At 69.6% G+C, this 21,758-nt stretch carries 18 protein-coding genes and 1 pseudogene; 14 read left to right on the plus strand and 5 right to left on the minus strand.

Going from position 1 to position 21,758, the window contains the following annotated elements; all coding sequences use genetic code 11:
- The 4 genes from VJS38_RS08425 to VJS38_RS08440 form a co-directional block, all read left to right on the plus strand.
- On the plus strand, positions 1–697 hold a 697-nt coding region (locus tag VJS38_RS08425), incomplete at its 5' end, for a DUF1612 domain-containing protein (protein ID WP_324087707.1).
- 181 nt (positions 698–878) lie between these two features.
- Positions 879–1,841, plus strand: coding sequence for a replication initiator protein A (locus VJS38_RS08430; RefSeq protein ID WP_324087708.1), 963 nt, complete (start codon positions 879–881; stop codon positions 1,839–1,841).
- Positions 1,842–2,152: 311 nt separating this feature from the next.
- Positions 2,153–3,373, plus strand: a complete 1,221-nt coding sequence (locus tag VJS38_RS08435) for an AAA family ATPase (RefSeq protein ID WP_324087709.1) — start codon at positions 2,153–2,155, stop codon at positions 3,371–3,373.
- Between the two features lie 21 nt (positions 3,374–3,394).
- Positions 3,395–4,462, plus strand: a complete 1,068-nt coding sequence (locus VJS38_RS08440; protein WP_324087710.1) for a ParB/RepB/Spo0J family partition protein — start codon at positions 3,395–3,397, stop codon at positions 4,460–4,462.
- 302 nt (positions 4,463–4,764) lie between these two features.
- Here the strand turns inward: VJS38_RS08440 and VJS38_RS08445 are convergent, their stop codons facing one another.
- Positions 4,765–4,995, minus strand: coding sequence for a hypothetical protein (locus VJS38_RS08445; RefSeq protein WP_324087711.1), 231 nt, complete (start codon positions 4,993–4,995; stop codon positions 4,765–4,767).
- 261 nt (positions 4,996–5,256) lie between these two features.
- Between VJS38_RS08445 and VJS38_RS08450 the strand changes: the two genes are divergently transcribed.
- On the plus strand, positions 5,257–6,372 hold the full coding sequence (locus VJS38_RS08450; protein WP_324087712.1) for a M14 family metallopeptidase: 1,116 nt from the start codon (positions 5,257–5,259) through the stop codon (positions 6,370–6,372).
- Here the strand turns inward: VJS38_RS08450 and VJS38_RS08455 are convergent, their stop codons facing one another.
- On the minus strand, positions 6,373–8,436 hold the full coding sequence (locus VJS38_RS08455; protein ID WP_324087713.1) for a hybrid sensor histidine kinase/response regulator: 2,064 nt from the start codon (positions 8,434–8,436) through the stop codon (positions 6,373–6,375). It abuts the gene before it with no gap.
- Positions 8,437–8,695: 259 nt separating this feature from the next.
- Here VJS38_RS08455 and VJS38_RS08460 point away from each other — a divergent pair, with 259 nt between their 5' ends.
- A complete protein-coding gene (locus tag VJS38_RS08460; RefSeq protein WP_324087714.1) occupies positions 8,696–10,393 on the plus strand; it encodes a SulP family inorganic anion transporter in 1,698 nt (565 codons plus the stop codon).
- A 200-nt stretch (positions 10,394–10,593) separates the two neighbouring features.
- Positions 10,594–11,055, plus strand: a complete 462-nt coding sequence (locus VJS38_RS08465; RefSeq protein ID WP_324087715.1) for a DUF805 domain-containing protein — start codon at positions 10,594–10,596, stop codon at positions 11,053–11,055.
- Positions 11,056–11,100: 45 nt separating this feature from the next.
- Here VJS38_RS08465 and VJS38_RS08470 read toward each other — a convergent pair whose 3' ends face one another.
- Both VJS38_RS08470 and VJS38_RS08475 read right to left on the minus strand, forming a co-directional pair.
- Positions 11,101–13,362 carry a TonB-dependent receptor gene (locus VJS38_RS08470; RefSeq protein ID WP_324087716.1) on the minus strand — a complete coding sequence of 754 codons (2,262 nt, stop codon included), beginning with the start codon at positions 13,360–13,362 and terminating at the stop codon, positions 11,101–11,103.
- A gap of 425 nt (positions 13,363–13,787) precedes the next feature.
- Positions 13,788–14,420 carry a 3D domain-containing protein gene (locus VJS38_RS08475; RefSeq protein ID WP_324087717.1) on the minus strand — a complete coding sequence of 211 codons (633 nt, stop codon included), beginning with the start codon at positions 14,418–14,420 and terminating at the stop codon, positions 13,788–13,790.
- A 253-nt stretch (positions 14,421–14,673) separates the two neighbouring features.
- Here VJS38_RS08475 and VJS38_RS08480 point away from each other — a divergent pair, with 253 nt between their 5' ends.
- The 5 genes from VJS38_RS08480 (at position 14,674) to VJS38_RS08500 (ending at position 17,713) form a co-directional block, all read left to right on the plus strand.
- Positions 14,674–14,982, plus strand: coding sequence for a hypothetical protein (locus VJS38_RS08480; protein WP_324087718.1), 309 nt, complete (start codon positions 14,674–14,676; stop codon positions 14,980–14,982).
- Between the two features lie 15 nt (positions 14,983–14,997).
- The gene (locus VJS38_RS08485; RefSeq protein ID WP_324087719.1) at positions 14,998–15,534 is read left to right on the plus strand and encodes a DUF4136 domain-containing protein; all 537 of its coding nucleotides are present in this window, start codon (positions 14,998–15,000) and stop codon (positions 15,532–15,534) included.
- Between the two features lie 89 nt (positions 15,535–15,623).
- Positions 15,624–16,583 carry an alpha/beta hydrolase gene (locus VJS38_RS08490; RefSeq protein ID WP_324087720.1) on the plus strand — a complete coding sequence of 320 codons (960 nt, stop codon included), beginning with the start codon at positions 15,624–15,626 and terminating at the stop codon, positions 16,581–16,583.
- Positions 16,584–16,665: 82 nt separating this feature from the next.
- Positions 16,666–17,154, plus strand: a complete 489-nt coding sequence (locus VJS38_RS08495; RefSeq protein WP_324087721.1) for a hypothetical protein — start codon at positions 16,666–16,668, stop codon at positions 17,152–17,154.
- Positions 17,155–17,428: 274 nt separating this feature from the next.
- Positions 17,429–17,713 carry a hypothetical protein gene (locus VJS38_RS08500; RefSeq protein ID WP_324087722.1) on the plus strand — a complete coding sequence of 95 codons (285 nt, stop codon included), beginning with the start codon at positions 17,429–17,431 and terminating at the stop codon, positions 17,711–17,713.
- A 36-nt stretch (positions 17,714–17,749) separates the two neighbouring features.
- Here the strand turns inward: VJS38_RS08500 and VJS38_RS08505 are convergent, their stop codons facing one another.
- Positions 17,750–18,220, minus strand: a complete 471-nt coding sequence (locus VJS38_RS08505; RefSeq protein ID WP_324087723.1) for a response regulator — start codon at positions 18,218–18,220, stop codon at positions 17,750–17,752.
- Between the two features lie 490 nt (positions 18,221–18,710).
- Here VJS38_RS08505 and VJS38_RS08510 point away from each other — a divergent pair, with 490 nt between their 5' ends.
- Positions 18,711–19,973 (plus strand): multidrug effflux MFS transporter, encoded by a 1,263-nt coding sequence (locus tag VJS38_RS08510; RefSeq protein ID WP_324087724.1) that lies wholly within the window; start codon positions 18,711–18,713, stop codon positions 19,971–19,973.
- Between the two features lie 223 nt (positions 19,974–20,196).
- Positions 20,197–21,758: pseudogene (katG, locus tag VJS38_RS08515) on the plus strand (catalase/peroxidase HPI); the annotation flags it as partial.

Genomic DNA, 21,758 nt, shown 5'->3' on the forward strand with positions numbered 1-21,758 from the left:
CTGGCTGGCCGGGCGACGCACGCATCCGCCCGCGGCCGGCGGGGGCCACGCGGCTGCGGACCGTGGGCTGGACGCCGAAGCCCCGCTCGCGCCCCAGCTGCTGGCCGAGGTCGGCCGGCAGCAGGTCGGCACGACGGTGGAAGCGCAGGAGGCGGTCGAGGAGTGGCTGGGGCTGCTGCGGCTGTCGGACCCGCGGCTGCCGGCCCTGCTCCAGGCGGCGCTGGCGCTGGAGGGCTGGCGCATCGTCGACCCCTACCCCCGCGAGCCCTATCTCGGCGTGCTGATGACCGCCCAGTGGCTCCGGACCCGGCGGCGGGTGCGGAGCCACCTGCTCGGCCTGGAAGCCGGGATCCGCACGCTCAACCGCTCGCGGCGTCCGGCGGCCGCGGCGCCTCTGGCCGAGCGGCTGGTGTTCTGGATCGAGGTGATAGGCCAGGGCGCGGCGGCGGCTCTGGAGCAGCTCAACCGGCTGGAGCTGGCGCGCCAGGTTGCGGTCGGCCGCATCGGCGAGCGGCGGGCGCACTCGCACCTGACCGGCTTGCTCGACCTGATGCTGGAACGCCCTGTGGTCACCGCCCCGGCCGCCGCGAAACGGCTGAAGGTGTCGGGCCAGACCGCTCGCCGGTTGTTCGCCGAGCTCGGGGCCAGCGTCACCGAGGTCAGCGGCCAGACGCGCTACCGGGCCTGGCGGCTGTAGCGGGTTGCCAATTGGCAACTCCCAGATCCTCCCCCTGAACGGGAGCACCTGGAGTCGAGCCCCAGTTGGCGACCGCGCTTTCGGTCACCGATCCCCCGACACCTGCGCCGCTCCGAGTTGCCAATTGGCAACGCCGCCCCCCTCCCCTCGCCTGTCGCCTTGAATCGCGCACAATGCGGCGATGTCGAAGCGCGCGATTCGCAACCAGGAATTCGATCTCTTCATCCCGCGGCTCGGCGAGGCGCCGCTGAAGGATCAGCGCGAGCTGATGGAGCGGCCGTTCTTCTCGCTCTCCAAGCGCAAGCGGCTGAAGCCGATCGAATACCAGAGCCCGGACGGCGACGTCTGGGTGCACGTCAGCGCCAATCCCAGGTTCGGCATCGCCACGATCTGGGACGCCGACATCCTGATCTGGGCGACCTCCAGGCTGAACCAGTTGAAGCAGGCCGGGACCAACGACCTGCCGCGCACCATCCGCACCACCAGCTACGACCTCTTGAAAGCCATCCGCCGCGACACCGGCGGCAAGGGCTACAAAGAGCTGGCCGCGGCGCTGGAGCGTCTCCAATCCACCGTCATCGAGACCTCGATCCGTGCGCCGAAGCGCAACAAGCGCGCCCAGTTCGGCTGGCTCGACGAATGGACCCTGGAGACCGACCCGGAGACCGGGGTGGCGCGGGGACTCAGCCTCACCCTCTCCAACTGGCTCTATGAGGGCCTGATGAAGGAGCGGGCGCTGCTCACCCTGCATCCCGACTACTTCACCCTGGCCGGCGGCCTGGAGCGGGCTATCTACCGCATCGCCCGCAAGCACGCCGGCGACCAGCCGGAAGGCTGGGCCTGCCGCTTGAGCGTGCTGCACGAGAAGACCGGCAGCGAGAGCCCACTCAAGCAGTTCGCCTATCTGATGAAGAAGATCGTCGTCGCAGACGACCTGCCGGACTATGCGATGACGCTCACCACCACGCGCGACGGCGCCCCGGCGGTCCACTTCGTCCGGCGCAACGCGGCGGAGAAGGCGGCGGTGAAGGCCGACCTCGCGCGACTCAGCTCCCAGGCCGAGAGGTTCGCCCGCGAGGACGCCCGCACCCTGGACGTCGACGAGATGCTGGCGAGGCGCCGTCGCGACCCGGGGGATCTGTGACCGCCGACGCGGGGGAACGGTGACCGGATCGGCGGGGGATCGATGACCAGGCTTCGGGGGATCTGTGACGCTGTGGATAAAAAACCCGCGTAAAAACAGCGCCATGCAAGCCCGCGGCGGGGGCTTAACGCTCTTAACCTGCTCGATAACGGAATCTCTCTTAACCGCCAGCGCCGGCCAGGGTCCGCAGGCGACGCGCTGAACCTTGAGGGTTCGCGCACGCCTTCACTGTTAAGCCGGTGTTAATGATTAAGGCGCATCAACTTTGCGAACTTCGGTGAAATCGCCGGAAATTTGCAAAGGAGGCGCCCGTGTCGTCCCCAGCCCTGGCCCCCAATCCGGCGAACGACGCCCCGCCCGCGCCGATGCTGCTGAACGCGATGGCCGCGCTCAACCAGCGGGCCGGCCACGTCATCTCCCGCCTGCGCTCCACCGTCTTCGCGCCCGGCGAGGTCAAGGTGGTGGACCACAAGTTCAGCATCACCCGCACCGCCGAGATGGTCGGCCGCACCGCCGAGGCGATCCGCCAGGCCGAGACCGACGGCCGGCTGCCGCCGCCGCGGATCGGGGCCAACGGCCGCCGCGAAGGCTATACGCTGGCCGAGGTCAACCACATGCGCGACGTCTTCGGCACTCGGCCGCGCCGCGCCGAGACCGATCCGCCGATCATCCTGGCGGTGCAGAACTTCAAGGGCGGCGTCGGCAAGAGCACGCTGACCTGCCACATCGCCCAGCACCTGGCGCTCGCCGGCTATCGGGTGGCGATCGTCGACTGCGACAGCCAGGCGTCCAGCACCACCATCTTCGGCTTCAATCCCGACATCGACATCGACGACGAAGAGACGCTGCTGCCGTTCTTCCGCCACGGCGGCGCGCCCGACCTCAGCTATGCGCTGCGCCCGACCCCGTGGACCGGCATCGACCTCATCCCGGCCAACCTCGGGCTCTACCAGGCGGAATACGAGGCCGCGGCGCGCCTGCGCGGCAACCCGGACGCCTTGGACCGCCTCCGGCGCGGGGTGGAAAGTATGGCCGAGCGGTACGACGTGGTCATACTCGATCCGCCCCCGGCTCTGGGCATGATCTCGCTGGCGGTGCTGCGCGCGGCCAATGCGCTCCTCATCCCCACCCCGCCGTCGACGGTCGACTTCGCCTCCACCAGCCATTTCCTCAGCATGGTGGTCGACACGCTGGAGACGCTGCAGGCCCATGGGCTCGGCGCGCGCGGTTACCACTTCCTGCGGGTCGTCGCGACCAAGGTGGACGAGGCCAAGAGCGCCCACACCCAGATCCGCGAGATGATGGACGCGGTGTTCGGCGCCGACATGCTCAACACCTCGCTGCTGGACAGCGCCGAGATCGACAACGCCAACGTCCAGCTGCGCACGGTCTACGAGCTGCAGAACGGCGGCAGCCGCACCCACGAGCGCTGCCGCAACAACCTCGACCGCCTGAACGGCGAGATCGAGCTCCTGATCCGCAAGGCCTGGCCCAGCCATCGGCCGGAGCTGCGCCGGCTGGGCCTGGCCTGAGACCAAGGGGGGAGTTGAGACATGGCGGCCTCCACGACGGGCAAGAATCGATCGATCCTGGCGGGGCTGGTGGCGGACGCGCCGGCGCCGGTCACTGAAACCCCGCGTCCTGCGGCGACGCCTGCGCCCTTGCGGCCGGCGGCGGGGGAGGGGATTCCCCGCGTCGGCGAGCGGCTCTCCGCCCTGGCGCGCGTGACCTCCGGCGACTTCGCCGAGAAGACCTTCCGCCTCGTCGATCCCGCCCGCTGCCGGATGTGGACCCGCCACAACCGCGCCTATGCGCTGCTGACCGCGGAATCCTGCGCCGACCTGCTGGACAGCCTGCGCGCCCAGGGCGAGCAGGAGTTCCCCGCTGTCGTCCGCCGCGTCAGCGACGATCCGGACCACGACTGGGAGGTGATCTGCGGCGCCCGCCGGCACTGGTCGATCACCTATCTGCGCCAGGTCGAGCACCGGCCGATCAAGTTCCTGATCGACGAGCGCGAGCTGACCGACGAGCAGGCGTTCCGCATCTCCGACCTGGAGAACCGCGCCCGCCAGGACATCTCCGACTACGAGCGCGCCGTCGACTATCGCGACGCGGTGCAGAGCTACTACGGCGGCGTGGCCCAGCGGATGGCCGAGCGGCTGGAGGTCTCCAAGACCTGGCTGTCGCGCTTCCTCGACATGGCCAAGCTGCCGGCCGAGGTGGTCGAAGCCTTCGGCGACGTGCGGGCCCTGCGCGAGAACCACGCCCGCGAGTTGAAGCCGCTGCTGCTCGATCCGGTCGCGCGGCCTCGCGTCATGACTGCCGCCAAGGAGCTGGCGAAGCGCCAGGCGGCGCGCCGCGAGGCCCAGGAGCCGCTGGTCGAAGCGACGAAGGTGGTGGTGGCGCTGAAGACGGCCGCGAAAGGGGAGGGGCCCAAGCCGGCCGCCGCCCCGCCGGCGCCCACGACCGTCCGCAACGCCGCCGGCGCCACGCTCTTCACGGTGAAGCCCAAGGCCGACGGCCGCGCGATCCTGGAGTTGGCGCTTGGCGCCGAGGCCTCCAACGCCGACTTCCTCGCCGCCTTCGAGCGCGAGCTAAAGCGCCTGCGGCCGAAGCGCTGAGGCTCGGCTGCTCACAGCGAGATGGGTGCGAGGGCAGGGGAGCACTCGGGGTCTGGTTGCCAATTGGCAACGAAGATTAATATCGGGGTATCGGTGACCGGTCCGCGTCGCGAGCTGCTCGCCTCATCACTCCACCGGCAGGTCTTGCCCCCCGCGACCGCGCCGCTTGATCCAGCCGGATCGCCCTCCACGCTGGCGGTTGCCGTTGGGCGCGCGGGCGGCCTTGGTTGGTCCGTCGGCGGCGTTCGATTCCGCTGTCGTCGGTTCGGTCGGGGAGCCGTCGGTTCTGGCCTCCTTGCGACTCACCAGAACCCCGCCGGGGTTCCGGCCGCAGCGGGCGAGGGCGCGGCCGTGGCCGCACGGGCGGAGCGCCAGCTTCCCACCCTGCGCGGTCCGCACCAGAGATCCGCCCCGCGTTCGCAGCCGAACTGCCTGGCCGCCTGCGTCGCCAGGCTGTCGTCCGCGCTGGTGAACTCGAACACGCCGAGGCGCGCGCCGTCTTCGTCCACGAAGTGAAGGCGGTAGGCGTCCATGGGATCCTCCGGCAGCAGGTGCGGCTATTGCGCCTCTTGACAGGGAGCGCGCCGCAACTCTGTCCAGCAGCCGACAGAGGTCGGTTTGATCTGTGGGCGAGCGCCAATTGCCGGTTCCGTGAGCATCGTGCCGTGAAAATGGGCGCCGCGTCCTGAGCGCAGGGGAGGGGCGCTTCGCCGTGCCCAGCGACAGCCGCTGCTCGGAATGCTGGACAACGGCGACGGCTCGAAGAAGCCTGCTCAGCGGACAGGGAGCCCCGCATGAGCCTCGCCATCGACGCCGACTTCCACGGCGGGAACATCATCGTTCAGAGCCTCGGCGAGGCCGGGGCGGACCTGGCCATCCGGCAGGACTCCAACGGGCCTTGGCTGCAGTGGTTCTATTTCCGGGTGAGCGGCGCGGGCGGGCGGGCCCTGACCCTGCGGATCGTCAATGCCGGCGGCTCGACCTATCCCGAGGGCTGGGCCGGCTATCGCGCGTGCGTCAGCGAGGACGGCGAGACCTGGACGCGCGCCGAGACCCGCTACGCCGACGGCGTGCTGGAGATCCGCCATCGGCCCGCGGCCGAGGCGCTGCACGTCGCCTACTTTCCGCCCTACGACGACCGGCGCCACCAGGCGCTGCTCGCCCGCGCGACGGCCGCGGGCGCCCGCGGCGACGTGCTGGGCCGCTCGGTCAACGGCCGGGCGATCGACCGCCTTACGATCGGCTCCGGCCCCCGCCAGGTCTGGTGGCTGGGCCGCCAGCATTCCGGCGAGACCATGGCCAGCTGGTGGATGGAGGGCGCCCTGGAGCGGCTGCTCGATCCTGCCGACGCGGCGGGCCGGGCGCTCACCGCGGCGGCCACGGTGCACGTCGTGCCGCTGGTCAATGTCGACGGGGCGGCGCGCGGCAATCTGCGGGGCAACGCCGCGGGCCTGGACCTGAACCGCCAGTGGCATGGGCCCGACCCGGCCAAGGCGCCCGAGGTGGCGGCGGTGCTGGCGGCGATGGATGCAACCGGCGTCGACCTCAGCCTCGACGTGCACGGCGACGAGACCCTGCCGCACGTCTTCGTCGACGGCGCGGACGTGGACCCGCAGGCCACGACGGCGCAGATCGGCGGCGTCGAGCGCTTCAAGACGGCGTTGCTGGCCGCCAGCCCCGCCTTCCAGACCAAGGTCGGCTATCCGCCGACCTACGCCGGCGCCGAGGCTCCGGGCATGTGCACCCGCGCGGTGGCCCGGCGCTACGGCGCCGTCGGCCTGACGCTGGAAATGCCGTTCAAGGACAGCCTCGAGGCGCCGGACGCCGTGGCCGGCTGGTCGATCGGAGCCTCCCGCCAGCTGGGCCGGGATGCTCTGCCCGCCGTGCTGGCCGGTCTCGGGGTCGGGTGATCAGGCCGCCGGCCCCGTTTCGGCCCGCGCCGCGCTTGCCGGAACCGGGTCCATGCGCCCGGCCTCCGGAGCCATGGCCCCGCGCAGGGTTCGCGCCAGGCTTTCCGCCGAATAGGGCTTGGCCAGAAGCGCGAAGCCGTGGCGGCCCTCTTCGGCGAGCACATGGCTGTAGCCGCTGGTCAGGACGACCGGCAGGTCGGGATGATGGCTGCGGATCGAGCGACCGAGCTCGACGCCGCTGATTCCGGGCATGACAACGTCCGAAAAGACGACGTCGAACGAGCGCCGCTCTTCCTTCAGCAGTTCGAGCGCCTCCTCGGCGCTGGTCACCCAGGTGGTGCGGAAGCCCAGGTCGTGCAGCATCGCCGTGGAGAAGGCGCCGACCTCGAGATTGTCCTCGACCACCAGCACCCGGGCGCCGCGGGCGTGCGCCGCGGACTTGCGGGGCGTGTCCGGCTCCGGCTGCGGCGCCGGCGCCTTCGACGAGCGTGGCAGGTAGAGCGTGAAGGTGGAGCCGCCGCCCAGCCGGCTTTCGACGTCGATCTCGCCGCCCGACTGCTTGGCGAAGCCGTAGACCTGCGAGAGGCCCAGTCCAGTTCCCTTGCCGACGTCCTTGGTGGTGAAAAACGGCTCGAAGATGCTCTGCAGGTGCTCGGGCGCGATCCCGGAGCCGGTGTCGCGCACCGCCACCGCGACGAAGTCTCCCGATATGCCGGCGTGCCGCCGCACCGGCGGAAGCTGCGACACGCGGGTGACCTCGATGGTGAGCCCGCCGGCGCCCTGCATGGCGTCGCGCGCATTGACGGCCAGGTTGACGAGGGCGGTCTCGAACTGGGCGATGTCCGCCTCGACGGCGCAGGGGCTCTGCGGCACCCGGGTCTCGATGTGGACGCCCGGACCGACCAGGCCGCGGACCAGTTCGGCGACGTCGGAGATGCGCTCCTTCACGTCGAAGACCTCCGGGTCCAACGGATGGCGGCGGGCGAACGCCAGGAGCTGGCCCGTGACCTTCGTGGCCCGATCGACGGTCTCGGAAATGGCCTGGATGTAGCGCGCCCGCCGCGCCTCGGAGAGGCCCGGCCGTCCCAGCAGGTCGACTGACGAGCGGATGATGGTCAGGAGGTTGTTGAAGTCGTGCGCGACGCCGCCGGTGAGCTGGCCGACGGCTTCCATCTTGTGCGCTTGCCGCAGGACTTCCTCGTTGCGCAGGCGTTCGGTGATGTCCCGTCCGATGGCGTAGATCAGCCCGTTCTCGGGCGAGGCGCGCCAGGAGATGTGGCGAAAGCCGCCCTCCCGATGGCGGACGCGGTTCTCGAACCTGAGGGTCGCGCCGCCGTCGGCCAGCCGCAAGATCTCCGCCCAGGTCGCTTCGACGTCGTCGGGATGGATGAAATCCAGCACGGGTGTGGAGCAGAGCTCGGCCTCGGTCCACCCGAGCGTCGCCGTCCAGGCGCCGTTCACCGCCAGGAGCCAGCCCTGCACGTTGCTGACGCTCATCAGATCGGTCGTAAGCTGCCAGATGCGGTCGCGTTCGCGGGTTCTTTCCGCGACGCGCTGCTCCAGCGAGCTGTTGAGCTGGCGAAGCTCGGCCTCGCGGTCGCGCAGTCGCGCTTCGATCTCCAAGCGTTGATTGGCCTCGCGCACGCTGTCGGTCACGTCCTCGGCCGCGTGGATGATGTGCGTGACCGACCCGTCCGGCCCGATCAGCGGCCAGTTGATCGGACTCCAATAGTGTTCTTCGAACGTCCCGTCGGCCCTCCGTATGTCGTAGCGCTGGATCGGCATCCGGTCCGGAGAGCGGGTCCTTAGCACCTGCTCCAGCGACGCCCGCAGATTGAGGACGCCGTCGGCGTTTGGATCATCGGGGTTGTCGGGGAAGACCTCGAACAACGGCCGGCCGATGGTGTCGTCCCGCCGGGTCATGGTCGCGGCCAGCCGCTCGTCGGTGATGGCGACCATGGTGAAATCGGGGTCGGCTGCGAGCAGGACGTAGTTCCCGGGAAGCGCCGCGAACAGCGCGTGCGGATCGAGGGGGACTGTCCTGGTTGCAGCTGGCGAGGTCATCCGGCTGACGCGGTTCCTCTAAGTCGGAATGCCGGATCCCCCGACGTTCCCGCTTCAATCTAGCCGCAAATCGCCGAATGGCCAATGAAATCATACCGCTAGGCGAATTGTGGCGCAATTCCCGTTACGCGTGTCTTGGATTATCCGCCGCTGCTCGTGGAAGTTCGCCAAAAGCATGGACAAGGCATGCGGCCTCCGGAACCATCCGTGGACTGAGCCGGCGGCGAGCGCGCCGTCGGGCCGACTTTGGAGCTCGCGCATGTCCGTCGCGCCCCGCCCCGCCGCCGCGTGGACGCGGTTTGCGCCGATCGGGCGCTGGCTGCCTGGCTATGAGCGGGCGTGCCTGCCTCCCGATGTGCTCGCCGGGCTGGCGCTCTGGGCGGTGATGGTTCCGGAGGGGATGGCCTATGCCGGCATCGTCGGCGTGCCAGCGATCATGGGGCTCTACACCCTGGTCCCGCCGCTGGCGGCCTATGCGCTGTTCGGCACCTCGCGGCGCCTGGTGGTCGGGCCCGACACCGCCACCGGGGTCATCTCGGCCCTGACGGTGGGGGCGCTGGCGGCGAAAGGCTCGGCGGACTTCGTCGCCCTGACCAGCACTCTGGCGGTGCTGATCGGCGTCTTCTTCCTCGCCTTCGGCGCGCTGCGGCTCGGCTGGGTCTCGGCCTTCATCGCCAACCCGGTGATGCGCGGCTTCATCGAGGGGCTGATCGGCGTCACCATCATCGGCCAGGTGGCGAACCTCTTGGGCCTGCATGGGATCAGCGGCGATTTCTTCGCCAAGCTGACGGCGATCCTCGGCCGGCTGCACGAGATCTCGGCGCCGTCGGCCGCCGTCGGCCTCGCCAGCCTTGCGGCGATGCTCGTCATGCGCCGCATCTCGCCGCGCCTGCCGGCGGCCCTCGTCGTGGCGGTGGCGGCGACCATCGCGTCGCGCTTGATGCATCTCGAATCCTTGGGCGTCGAGGTGGTCGAGCACCTGCCCTCCGGGCTGCCGCACCTGACGCCCCCGCGGCTCGACCCGCAGCTCTTGGCAAGCCTCGCGCCCGGCGCGCTCTCCATCGTCCTGGTCGGCTACGCCGAGGCGCTGGGCGCGGCCAAGGCGGCGGCGTCCGGCGGCGAGGCGATCGACGCCAACCAGGAGCTGACCGCCCACGGCCTCGCCAATGTGCTCAGCGGCCTCTTCGGCGGCTTCCTCGCCGTCGGCAGCCTGTCGAAGACCTCGGTGGCGATCGGGGCGGGCGCCCGGACCCAGGTCGCGAACCTGGTCGCGGCGCTGCTCTGCTTCCTCACCCTGGTGTTCCTGACGCCGCTGTTCAAAGGCCTGCCGCACCCGGCGCTGGCGGCGATCGTCATCGCCGCGATGCTGCACCTCTCCAAGCCGAGCTATCTGCGCCAGCTGGCCGCACAGGCGCCGTTCGAGTTCGCCATGGCGGTCGTGGTGATCGTCGGCGTGCTGGCGCTCGGCGTGCTGCAGGGGATCGCGCTCGGCGTGGTGATCTCGCTGCTGCTCTTGATCTACCGCACCAGCCATCCCACCGGGGCGGTGGAGGGTAAGCTGCCGGGCGAGGAGGCCTACCGCGACGTCCAGCTGCATCCGGAGGCCCAGACCTTCCCGGGCCTGTTGATCTTCAACCCCGGCGGGGCGCTGTTCTTCGCCAGCGTCGGCGCGTTCGAGCGGGAGCTGAGGGCCTCGATCGCCCGCGCCCAGGCGCCGGTGCGCCAGGTGCTGATCGACGCCAGCGCCGTCGCCTTCGTCGACTCCAGCGCCGCCGAGGTCCTGCTGGCGCTGGTCAAGGACCTGAAGGCCGATGGCGTCGCGGCGGCCTTCGCCCGGGTGCGCGATCCCGTGCGCGCGACGTTGCAGAAGGCGGGGATCGTCGAGGCGGTCGGACCGGCCGCTTTCCACGACCGCCTGACCGGAGCCGTGAGCGCCTTTCTCGGGCGCGAGCCGTGAGGCTAGAGCGTTCGGCGGTTCGAATGAACCGCCGAACGCTCATGAGTTCTTGAAGTTAGACCATTCGCTGCGCCGAACCGGCCTTCACTTCGGCGGCGAATGGTCTAGAGCCGGGCGCGTGCTCGCCCGCCGGTTGCGCGCCCTTGCGGCTGGCGCGGGCCCGCGGGCCTTATCCGCATCGTGGACGATCGGAGGCGCGGTTGGAGTTGCGTCAGGAAGGACTGGGCGCGCGGCTGGAGCGGTTCCTCGACTTCGAGGGCCGGCTCACGCGGCTGGGATTCTGGCGCGCGTGGCTGGCGGTCCAGGTGTTCGGCGTCGTGGGTTGGGCGCTGAGCATCATGGCGACCATCGCCGGCGGGCCGCTCGGCGCCCTGGTCCTGGCGCCGACCGTGGTCTTCTACGCCATGGCGCTCGCCGCTTGCCTCGTGCGCCGGCTGCACGATCGCAGCCGCAGCGGCTGGCGGCTGATCCCGCTGATCGGCGGCCCCGCGCTCGCCCGCGTCGCGGCGGCCCCGCTGCAGGACAGCCACAGCCCGGCCTTGGCCTCGATCGGCGGCGTCGTCGCGTTCCTGGCCCTGGTCGCCAACCTTTGGGCGCTGATCGAGATCGGCATGCAGGAAGGCGCGCCCGCCGAGAACGCCTTCGCCGCCGCCGCCGGCTGAAGCCTGCCGAGAGGGGCCCCGGTCCACGAGGGACCGGGGAGGCCGTCAGAAGTGGGCGGCGATCGTGCCCTCGATCGTGCGGCCGGCCTGGAACTGGTAGAGGCCGGAGCTGAGCTTGGTCACCTCGCGCTTGTCCGCCAGGTTGAAGGCCTGCAGTTGCAGGTAGAGCCGCTTGTTCACGTCGTAGCGCACCGAGGCGTCGACGCTGTCGTATCCGGACATGTGCGGCCCGTCGTCCGAGACGTAGGCGCCCGAGTTCTTGTAGCTCACCGACAGCGCCCAGGGGCCCGTGTGATAGATCCCGCCCGCCGCGTAGGTCCACTTGGGCGCGTTGGGCACAGTCCCCGCCGGGGCGGCGGCGACGCCGGCGGCCGGGTTGGCCGCGGTCGCCAGGGTCTTGGCGCTGTTCAGCGAGCCGTTGGCGAAGACCGTCAGGCCGAAATCGAAGGCGTAGGCGCCCTCGCCCTCGACGCCGGTGTAGCGGCCCTTGCCGGCGTTGCAGAAGCCGGCGGCCGTCGCGTTCGGGTTGGCCGCCGTCGGGCTCGGGACGTTGCAGGCGAGCGCCAGGTTGTCGACGTCGACCCGGTAGATGTCGGCGTCGAAGGTGACCTTGCCGTGGGTGAAGACGGTGCCGGCCTGGTAGCTGACGCTGGTCTGCGGTTGCAGCCCCTGGAGGTTCACGCCCGTCACATAGAGGGTCGAGAGCGAGGGGACGAGGAAGCTGGTGGCCGCCTGGGCGTAGACCGACCAGTCGGGCCGGATGCGGTAGTTGGCGGTCAGGAAGTACAGCGGCTTGGTGTAGGTGTTCGAGCCGACCAGCGGCTGGTTCTTCGACCCGCCGGCCGTGTTCTCGTGCGCCGCATTGACGTCACGCTCGAAGTGGACGTACTTGAAGCCGGGCGCGATGGTGATCCTGTCGGTCGGGGTCCAGTAGAAGTCGGCGAACGCCTGCCACTGGAACCACTTGGAATCTTCCATCAGCTTCTGGTTCGTGGTGAACGGGTATTTCGGCGGCGAGAACTTGTTGTCGGGATAGCCGTTCAGCGTCAGGTCGACGAAGATGTTGTGCCGGTTGGTGGACGACCACTCGGTCAGGCCGCCGACTTTCAGCGTGCCGAACGAGAAGTCCTTGTTGATCCGGACGATGTTGCCCCAGACCCGGTATTCGTTGAGCTTGTCGTAGCCGCCGATGTCGCTGGCGCTCTGCGGCGGCTTGGTGACGTTCGGCGGCGAGGTGTTCGGACCGCCGATCAGGCCGGTGATGTCGTTCGCCGCCGTGGTCTTGTTGGCGTAGAAGTAGGTGTAGAGCTGGTCTTCGACCGTGACCGTCGGCAGGGCCTTGCCCTTCAGGTCGAGGTATTCGAAGTCGGATGTCTTGTACTCGTAGTTGAACTTGTAATTGTGCTCGTCGTTCGGGATGGCGGTGAGCGCGAAGTCCTTGCCGTAGAGCCGGACCTGTTGCGCGGTCGCGCCCGGGCCGGCGTCGGCGAGGTTGAACCGCGTCTCCTCCCGGGCGCCGAAGATGGTCATGGTGAAGTCTTCGCCCAGCGGGGCGACGAACTTGGCCATCTGGTTGGCCTCGTAGCCGCCGGAATGGGTGAGTTCCCCGTCCGAGCTGCGTTCGTCGAAGTTCAGCACCAGCTTGGGGCCGCCCGCGGGAAGCTGGCCGGTGTTGATCGTGGTGACCGCGGCCTTGGTGTTGAACGAGCCGAAGGTCAGCTGCTGGGTGACGCCGAAGGTGTCGGTCGGGTCGAGCGAGAAGAAGTGGATCGCGCCGCCGAAGTTCGCCTGGCCAAGGTCGCCCGCAGCGCCCGGTCCGCGGTCGATGACCACGGCGCCGATCGTCGAGGCCGGGAAGTAGGACGCCGAATGGTGGGTGGGGTCGTTGGTGTCGCCAAAGGCGATGCCGTCGAAGGTGACGTTGAACTGGCCGTCCTGGAAGCCGCGCATCGTCAGCTTGTTGTACTCGCCGATGCCGCCGCCGTTGGAGGTGACGCCCGACATGCTGGGCGCGATGCTGGCGACGCTCGTCCAGTCGCCGAGCCGCGGCGTGACCTGTTCGATGAACTGCCGGCTGATGATCGATTCCGGCTGCATCTCCTCGAGCGAGCCCTTGGACGGGGCGTCGGCCGCGGCCTTGTTCCGCTCGGCGGTGACCACCACCTCGCCGACGGCGGCGCCTTCCCCGCCGACCCCCGTGACCGGCTTGGCGGCCTCGGCCGCGACGGCGGCGCCTGTGCTCAGCCACAGGATCAGACTCGCGCTGCACAGCAGACGAAGTCGATTGAACTTGGAATCAAGCGTCATTTTATCCCCGTATTCTTTTCGGGGCGTGCTGGATTACGGACACGCGCGCGTCCATTCGCTACTTGTCGGATCCTGCAAAGGATCCACGAAGCAACGCTTCACGCCCAAGCCGGGCGCGGTCTTAATCCACGGCTGCTCGGCCTCAAGTGAAGCTAATGTGTCAGTCTGCTTTGCCACGCGTGACAGCGACCAGCGCTCGACGCCTTGGCGCGCTCCCGGTCGGCGTCGAACCGCCAAAATCTATTGGCGAGACATGGCCTTAATCAGATGAATTGGTCCGCAACGTCATTTGACGATCGGCCGCGCAGATCGGTGCGAAGCGGGCGAACATTGAGAAATCTCAATCTATCTTTCGACCTATACACACACGTTGTAGGCGCATGAGGTGTGTCTGCACACGCGATGGGAGCCAAGAACGACGCCGCTCAGCCGATGTGCGGCGACGGTCCGGCCGGGCAACCGTGGACGCGGCCGACGACGCGCACGTGGAGCGGCTTGAGGTAGTCGAGACCGAACCGCTCGCCGGCGCGCATGGACGCCTCGCCGAGACGCATGAAGAGGTCGATGCGGTCGCCCTCGATGCCGACGCCGCGGTCCGTCGCGTACCAGAAGCCGTCATGACGTCGCCCGTCCGGCAACGGCAGGCCGACGGTCTCCGGGATGTAGAGCCGCGTTCCCAGCGGCATCCACTTCGGCGCCGCGACGGTGCGGTAGGGCGCCAGCGGACAGCCCAGAGCATCGAGGCCATAAGGCTCGAGCGTGGTCGACCAGCCCCGGGCGGGATGCTCGGGGTCGAATGTCAGCGACACGCCGCGCGCCGTCCTTGCCGATCCTTCAACGGAGGCGGCCTGGAGGAAGGCCCTCGAGCCGCGGTGGAGCACCTCGCCGCGAGCGCCGCGGAAGACCCCGTCCCGACCCGCGGGATAGTCCCCTTCGACGGCGACATAGTAGAGGCTGGCGCGCAGGGTGGCGCCGCGCTCCGACGGGATCCGCGCCTGAGAGGGCGCGATGACGGCCGCTGCGCCGAGCAGCGCAAGCGCGGGCGACAGGCGAGACATTGCCGTTCCTCCCGTGGCGAGCGGATCGCCGATGCTCGGGGACGTTTCAACTTGCGGTTGGTCGAAGCTAGCGTGCCCGCTGAACTATGCGCTCGGTGAAAACCCGGGCTCAAGGCGCGGATCCTCCCAGGCGGCAGGCAGGACGGGAGGGGGACCTGCGGTATCTCCCCGCCGCGCCCTGGGGTCCCGGGGGGATGGCGGCGCGCCGCCCGAACTCGCAGCGTGCCGCATCGCATTCGCCGCGGAGACCGACATGAGGACGAGAGCCGGCTTAGCCATCATCTGCGCCGGTCTGGCGCTCGCGCCTGCGGCCGCGCTCGCCCAGGCCCAGCAGCATCCCATGGTGGAGGCCGCGGCGACCAGGATCGTGCAGAAATACCAGTCGTCCAGCTGCCAGCAGCTCGCGGCGGAACGCCAGGCCCCGAAGACCGCCGAGAAGGAAGCGGCGATCAAGAAGGTCGGCGAACTGATGCGCCAGGACGCCCAGGTCCGGCACGAGTTCGTCAGCAAGGCCGCGGCCCCGATCGTCGACAAGATGATCGTCTGCGGCTTCATCCCCTGAAAGGGCGCGGTCCCCATGCAACGCCGATCCTTCCTCCTGCTCGCCAGCGCCGCGGCCAGCGCGCTCGCGCTGCCCGCCGCCGCGCGGCCGCAGATCTCCACGGACACCGCGCCGGGCGCCGACTTCGCCAGCTACAAGACCTTCGCCTGGGTGAACGCCCAGCCGCCGCGCGGCATGAACCCGATCGCCTTCGACCGCATCCGCACGACCGTCGAGAACGGGCTCGCCGCCAAGGGTTACCAGAAGGCGGACCCCGGCGACCTCAGCCTGATCCTGTCGGTCGGCGCGCGCGAGAAGACCCAGTTCGAGAGCTGGGGCCGCTTTGGTCTGCAGACCGACGTCTACCAGTACACCCAGGGGAAGCTGGTCCTCGACGCCTTCGACACCAGCACCCGCCAGGCGGTGTGGCACGGCCAGGCGAGCGAGACGATCAATCCCGAGAAGCCGGATTACACGAAGATCGACGAGGGCGTCGCCAAGCTGATCGCGAAGTTCCCGCCCGGCGGCGGGGCGGCTGCGGCGCCTGCGCCCGGGGCTGCGCCGCAGCAGTAGAGCCCGCCGGTCTTCGCCTTGCGAAACCGGCATGACAGTGGGAGGGAGCGGGGAGGGCGGTACAGCGCCCGCCGACCCTGGCCGAGCCCATGAACGCACTCCAGACCACCCCGCCCGCATGGTTCACGCGCGCCGTCTCCACCCCGGGCGAGAGCCGCTTCGTCGAGGTCGAGGGCTGCGCGATCCACTATCTAAGCTGGGGCGAGGCGACAAAGCCCTGCCTGATGTTCGTGCCGCCGAGCGGCGGCCACGCCCACTGGTTCGACCATGTGGCGCCGCTGTTCGCCGACCAGTTCCACGTCGTGGCGATGGACCCTGCGGGCTGCGGCGATTCCGGCCGGCGCGGCGCCTACACCAGCGAGCTGATCACCGCGGAGATCGCCGGCGTGCTCGCCGACGCGGACCTGCGGGCCGCCGAGGCGCCGCCGACGCTGGTCGGCCACAGCGCCGGCGCCCAGTTCGCGGTGCGCGCGGCGCTGGCCCACGGCGAGAAACTGCTGGGCGTGATCGCCGTCGACGGCCTGCGCTATGCCCGGCTGGAGAAGGACCACGCGATCAAGGTGCTGGAGGGACCGCGGCCGGCGCCCCGGCCGCCGCGCCTCCACCAGAGCTTCGAGGAGGCGGTCGGGCGCTTCCGGCTGAGGCCCGCGCCGCTCGCCGAGATCGACGCCGACCACGTGATCGCGCACATCGCGCGCCATTCCTTCCGCCGGGTCGAAGGCGGCTGGGTCTCCAAGCACGACGCGGCCCAGGCCGCGCCGATCACGCTGGCCTTCGAGCTGCTCGGGGCCCTGAAGGATCTTCGCTGCCGGGCCGCCTCGCTCTACGGCGAGCACAGCCACCTGGCCGAAGAGACGGCGCCTTCGGCCGTCGCCGCGGCGACCGAGGGCAAGGTCACGGCCTTCCACATCCCCGGGACCACCCACTACCCGATGATCGACAGCCCCTTCGCGTTCGTCGCGGCGGTGAAGGGGGTGGCGCTGACCTGGATCGCCGCCCTCGACAACTGCCATCCTGAAAGCCGCGGAGCGGCTGTCCGGGAGCCATAAATTAGCAGCGTCGCCGCGCAGGTCGGCTCGCCGCTCCGCCCATGCTTGCCCTCAACGCCCGATCGCTGACACAGATGCGGCCATGAAGTCTCGACCCAGGAAGGGCCTGCTGCTGGCCTGCGCCGCCATGCTGGTCGCCGGCCCCGCCCGGAGCGCCGGCCTCGGCGAGGCGCAGGTCCGGGCTTTCGTCGCCCGGCAGGAGCGCAGCTGGAACGACGGCGCGCTCGAGGCCTGGTCGGCGGGCTTCAGGCCGGACGCGACGTTCACCGACCAGTACCGGACGCCGGCCGGCGAGATCGTGCCCTACGGCACGAGCACGCTTTCCCAGGCGCGGACCCAGAGCCGCAAGCACCGCGCGGCCGCCCAGGTCTCCGAGACCGGCCGCATCGTCCGCATCGCGCTCGGGCCGGACGGCCGCTCGGCCGAGGTGGTCTCGCGGGTGGTGTCGCGGACCCGGACCGCGAAGGGCGTCCGCATAGCCTGCGCCGAGCGCCGGCAGGATCTGGTGCTGGCCGAGGGGGACTTGCGCTCGAAGGGCCAGACCGACACCTTCAGCCGTTGTCCGCGCTAAGGCCGGCGATTTCGACGCATCCCCTTGGCCACGGCGCGCCGATCGGCTATGGACGATGTCGCATCCAAGGCGAGGCCCCATGCGCACGACGCGCGCGATCTCTTCGACCGCGATCTCTTCGACGATGAAAATTACCACCCGCCATATCGGACGGGGGCGATCCCGCGCGGCCTGAGCGCCGCACGATCGCAAGGCTTGCACCCCGCTCCGGCCAGGACGCGGGGTTTTTCATGGACCTTCTCCGGCCGGAGCCCAGCTCCAGGAGAAAGTTCAAATGTCCCGGTCCCTGCCCCTTCAATCGGTCTCCGCAGCCACGCAAAGCTTCGTGGCCGCGCTTCAGGCGCCCTGCCGCGTCGAGGCCAAGGTCGCCAGCCCGGACGGCATGCGGCTGCTCTGTGCGGTCGAGGCCGTGCTCGGCGCCGCGCTAGCCCGGCCCGCGACCCAGGAGCTGGTCTGGCTGAGCGGCGCCCCGCAGCCCGGCCTGCATGTCCTGAGGCTGCAGGCCTTCGGGGCGGACAACACCCTGCTCGGCGAGGCGGTGCACGAGTTCGCGGGGTGAGCGCGCGCTGGTTCGATTCAGGCAGGGCGGACCATCTCAGGACAGCTCCGCGCGCGCCGGCGTCCCGCCGGACCGGCTCGACCGGCCTCGGCCCGAGACGGCCGAATGCAGCGCCTTGGCCACGACCGCGACAACGTCCTGCGGCGAGACCGGCTTCGGCAGGACCGCGTCGAAGGCGTAAGGGGCGTCGCCCGGGCGCGGATCGCTGGTGCAGAGCACCAGATAGGGCCGGGGCGCGCGTCCATAAGTCGAACGCACCGCCTCGGCGACCTCGTCGCCCGACACTTTGGGCATGTGGCGGTCGAGGCAGATGAGGTTGAAATGCTGGCTGAGCGCGGCCGCCATCGCCTCCGCTCCATCCTCCGCCAGGCTCACCGAGCATCCACAGGACTCGAAGAGCACCTCCAGCAACCGCCGGTTGGCGGCGCAGTCGTCGGCGACCAGCACCGTGAATTTCGCGGCGCCGACTTGAGGTCCAAGTTGGAACGTACTCCGACGAACAATCATCGCGTTTGCCTCCAATCTTGCGGGCCCCTGCCGTCTTGTCTGGGAGCGCTAACCTCGCTGATAAGCCGGCCGTCCGAATGATGGAACGCGAATATACCGAAATAGTTCGCGCTTGGATTGTAGAAATTGATTTTTGATATTAACTATACATCGCGTTTACTATGATTTCCGCGCGGTCGCCGCTCCGGACGATCCCTCCGGGACGCCGGCTCAAGTGAGTTAATCCGCGTCGACCAGGCTCTTCCCATGGTTGCAGGGCGCCTTGGCCGCGGGCGATTCGGGTCGCCCTCGACGCTGGCCGCCGCCTGCAAGACCCTGCCGCTGGGCGCGCCCAGGGCGGCCGAGCAGCTTGACATGAAGGCGGACGGCTCGCCCAGGTGGCGGTCAGGCCGCGCCGTGAAGTTTCAGCGGCGGCCCTGCCGCACGGCTGTGGGTCGGGAAACGCGCGATTGGGGTCGACGTGGACGGCCTGCTGTGCTGAAGCCAGGGCATGTCCACCCATGTTGCAGCGCAGCGGGGCCGGCGCGGGCCCGGCTTCATCGAATTCGTCCTGCTGATCGCCGCGCTGCAGGCGCTGGGCGCCTTCGGCATCGATTCGATGCTGCCCAACCTGCCCGCGATCGGTGAAGCGCTGGGCGTCCACGATGAGAACCGGCGGCAGCTGATCATCACCGCCTATCTGCTCGGCCTCGGCGGCTCGCAGCTGATCTACGGCCCGCTGGCCGACCGTTTCGGACGCCGGCCGGTGCTGCTGGCGGGGCTGGCGCTCTATGTCGGCTTCAGCCTGCTGGCGGCTTTCTCGCCGACGTTCGATCTCCTGCTCGTGGCCCGGGTGCTGCAGGGCGTCGGCGCGGCGGCTACCCGGGCCATTCCCGTGTCGGTCGTACGCGACCGCTACGCCGGCCGCGAGATGGCGCGGGTGATGTCGCTGACCTCCCTGGTCTTCATGGCGGCGCCGATCGCCGCGCCAAGCCTCGGTCAGCTCGTGCTGGTGCTCGCCTCCTGGCCCTGGATCTTCCATCTGCTCGCGGCCTTCGCCGTGCTGCTGATGCTCTGGGCCCTGGTGCGGCTGCCCGAGACGCTGCATCCGGAAGACCGGCTGCCGATCCAGCCGCAGCGGATCGCGCAGGCCTTCGCCTTGGCGGCGCGCAACCGGACCTCGCTCTGTTACATCCTCGCCCAGACCGTTCTGTTCGGCGGGCTTCTGGGCTTCATCAACTCGGCGCAGCAGGTGTTCGCCGACGCCTTCGGAGCAGCCGAACAGTTCCCGCTGGTGTTCGCCATCTGCGCCAGCTTCGTCGCGGTGGCGTCGCTGTTGAACGCCCGGCTGGTGATGCGCCTCGGCATGCGGCGGCTCTCGCACACAGCCCTGCTGGTCTACATCGCCGTCGTCGCGGTCCATCTGCTGATCGCCGGTGCGGGCCACGAGACGCTGGTCACCTTCGCAGTCTTGCAGGCGATGACGATGTTCTGCTTCGGCCTGACCTCCGGCAACTTCGGGGCGATGGCGATGGAGCCGATGGGCCACATCGCCGGCGTGGCCTCTTCCTTCCAGGGTTTCGTCAGCACGGTGGGCGCCTCGCTGATCGGCTTCGTCATCGGCCAGGCGTTCAACGGCACCGTGCTGCCGATCGAGGCGGGCTACCTGGTTTGTGGGTGTTGCGCGCTCGCCGCCGTGCTGGTGGCGGAGCGGGGACGGCTGTTCCAGCCGCATGCGACAGCCGCCGAAGCCCGCCCCTGCCTCGCCGAATAGAACCCGGGCGAATTCCGGAAAGGCCGAGCCGGTCACCAAAGCGGGCGGCGGAGCGCCGCCACGGTGGCAAGGGAGCGGATCGCGGCGCGATAGGCTCAGTCGATCGTTTCCATATGGAAAATCGAATTTACAATCGCCCGGAGCGCGCCTTCCGTAGTTTCTGGAAGATACGCGCTCGGCCATCGGGCCGGCCGTCGGACAAGCCTCTTCCAAGGAGACCGACATGGACGCCAAGGTTGAAGACAACACCCCAGGCAAATGCCCTGTGGTTCACGGGCAGGGCGGCAGAACCAACCGTGACTGGTGGCCGGACAGGCTGCGGCTCGACGGCCTCAACCAGCATGCGCCGCGGTCCAACCCGCTGGGCGAGGCGTTCGACTACGCCACTGCGTTCAAGAGCCTCGACCTGAACGCGGTGATCCAGGACCTCCACGCCCTGATGACCGATTCCCAGGACTGGTGGCCGGCCGACTACGGCCACTACGGCGGGCTGATGATCCGCATGGCCTGGCACAGCGCCGGCACCTACCGCATCTCGGACGGCCGCGGCGGCGCGGGCGGCGGCCAGCAGCGCTTCGCCCCGCTCAACAGCTGGCCGGACAACGCCAACCTCGACAAGGCGCGCCGGCTGCTCTGGCCGATCAAGCAGAAGTACGGCCAGAAGCTCTCCTGGGCCGACCTCTTCATCCTGGCCGGCAACGTCGCCCTGGAGTCGATGGGCTTCAAGACCTTCGGCTTCGGCGGCGGACGCGCGGACCAGTGGGAGCCCGAGGAGCTTTACTGGGGGCCTGAAGGCTCCTGGCTCGGCGACGAGCGCTACAGCGGCGAGCGCCAGCTGCACAAGACTCTCGGCGCGGTCCAGATGGGACTGATCTACGTCAACCCGGAGGGGCCGAACGGCAATCCCGATCCGGTCAAGGCGGCCGTCGACATCCGCGAGACGTTCATGCGCATGGCCATGGACGACGAGGAGACCGTCGCCCTGATCGCCGGCGGCCATACCTTTGGCAAGACCCACGGCGCGGGCGATCCCTCCTTCGTCGGCGCCGAGCCGGAAGGCGCGGTGATCGAGGACCAGGGCCTGGGCTGGCGCTCGAAGCACGGGACCGGGGTGGGCGCGGACGCAATCACGGGCGGACCGGAAGTCGTCTGGAGCCAGACGCCGACGAAGTGGAGCAACCACTTCTTCGAGAACCTGTTCAAGTACGAGTGGGAGCTGACCAAAAGCCCCGCCGGCGCCCAGCAGTATCAGGCCAAGGGCGGCGAGGCGACGGTTCCAGATCCCTTCGACCCGTCGAAGAAGCGGGTCCCGACCATGCTGACCACGGACCTGTCGCTGCGGTTCGACCCCGAGTACGAGAAGATCTCGCGGCGCTTCCTGGAGCATCCCGACCAGTTCGCGGACGCCTTCGCCCGCGCCTGGTTCAAGCTTACGCACCGCGACATGGGCCCGATCCAGCGCTACCTCGGCCCGCTGGTCCCGAAGGAAGTGCTGATCTGGCAGGATCCGATCCCGGCGGTGGACCACCCGCTGGTCGATGACAAGGACGTCGAGGCGCTGAAGGCCAAGATCCTGGCCGCGGGCCTGACGGTTCCGCAGCTGGTCCAGGCGGCCTGGGCCTCGGCCTCGACCTTCCGCGGTCGGACAAGCGCGGCGGCGCCAACGGCGCGCGCATCCGCCTGGCCCCGCAGAAGGACTGGGAGGTGAACAACCCGCCCGAGCTGGCCAAGGCGCTGCAGGCGCTGGAGGCGATCCAGAAGGACTTCAACGCCTCCGCGGGCGGC

Origin of the sequence: Phenylobacterium sp. (assembly GCF_035276905.1) — a bacterium.
Taxonomy (GTDB): Bacteria; Pseudomonadota; Alphaproteobacteria; order Caulobacterales; family Caulobacteraceae; genus Phenylobacterium.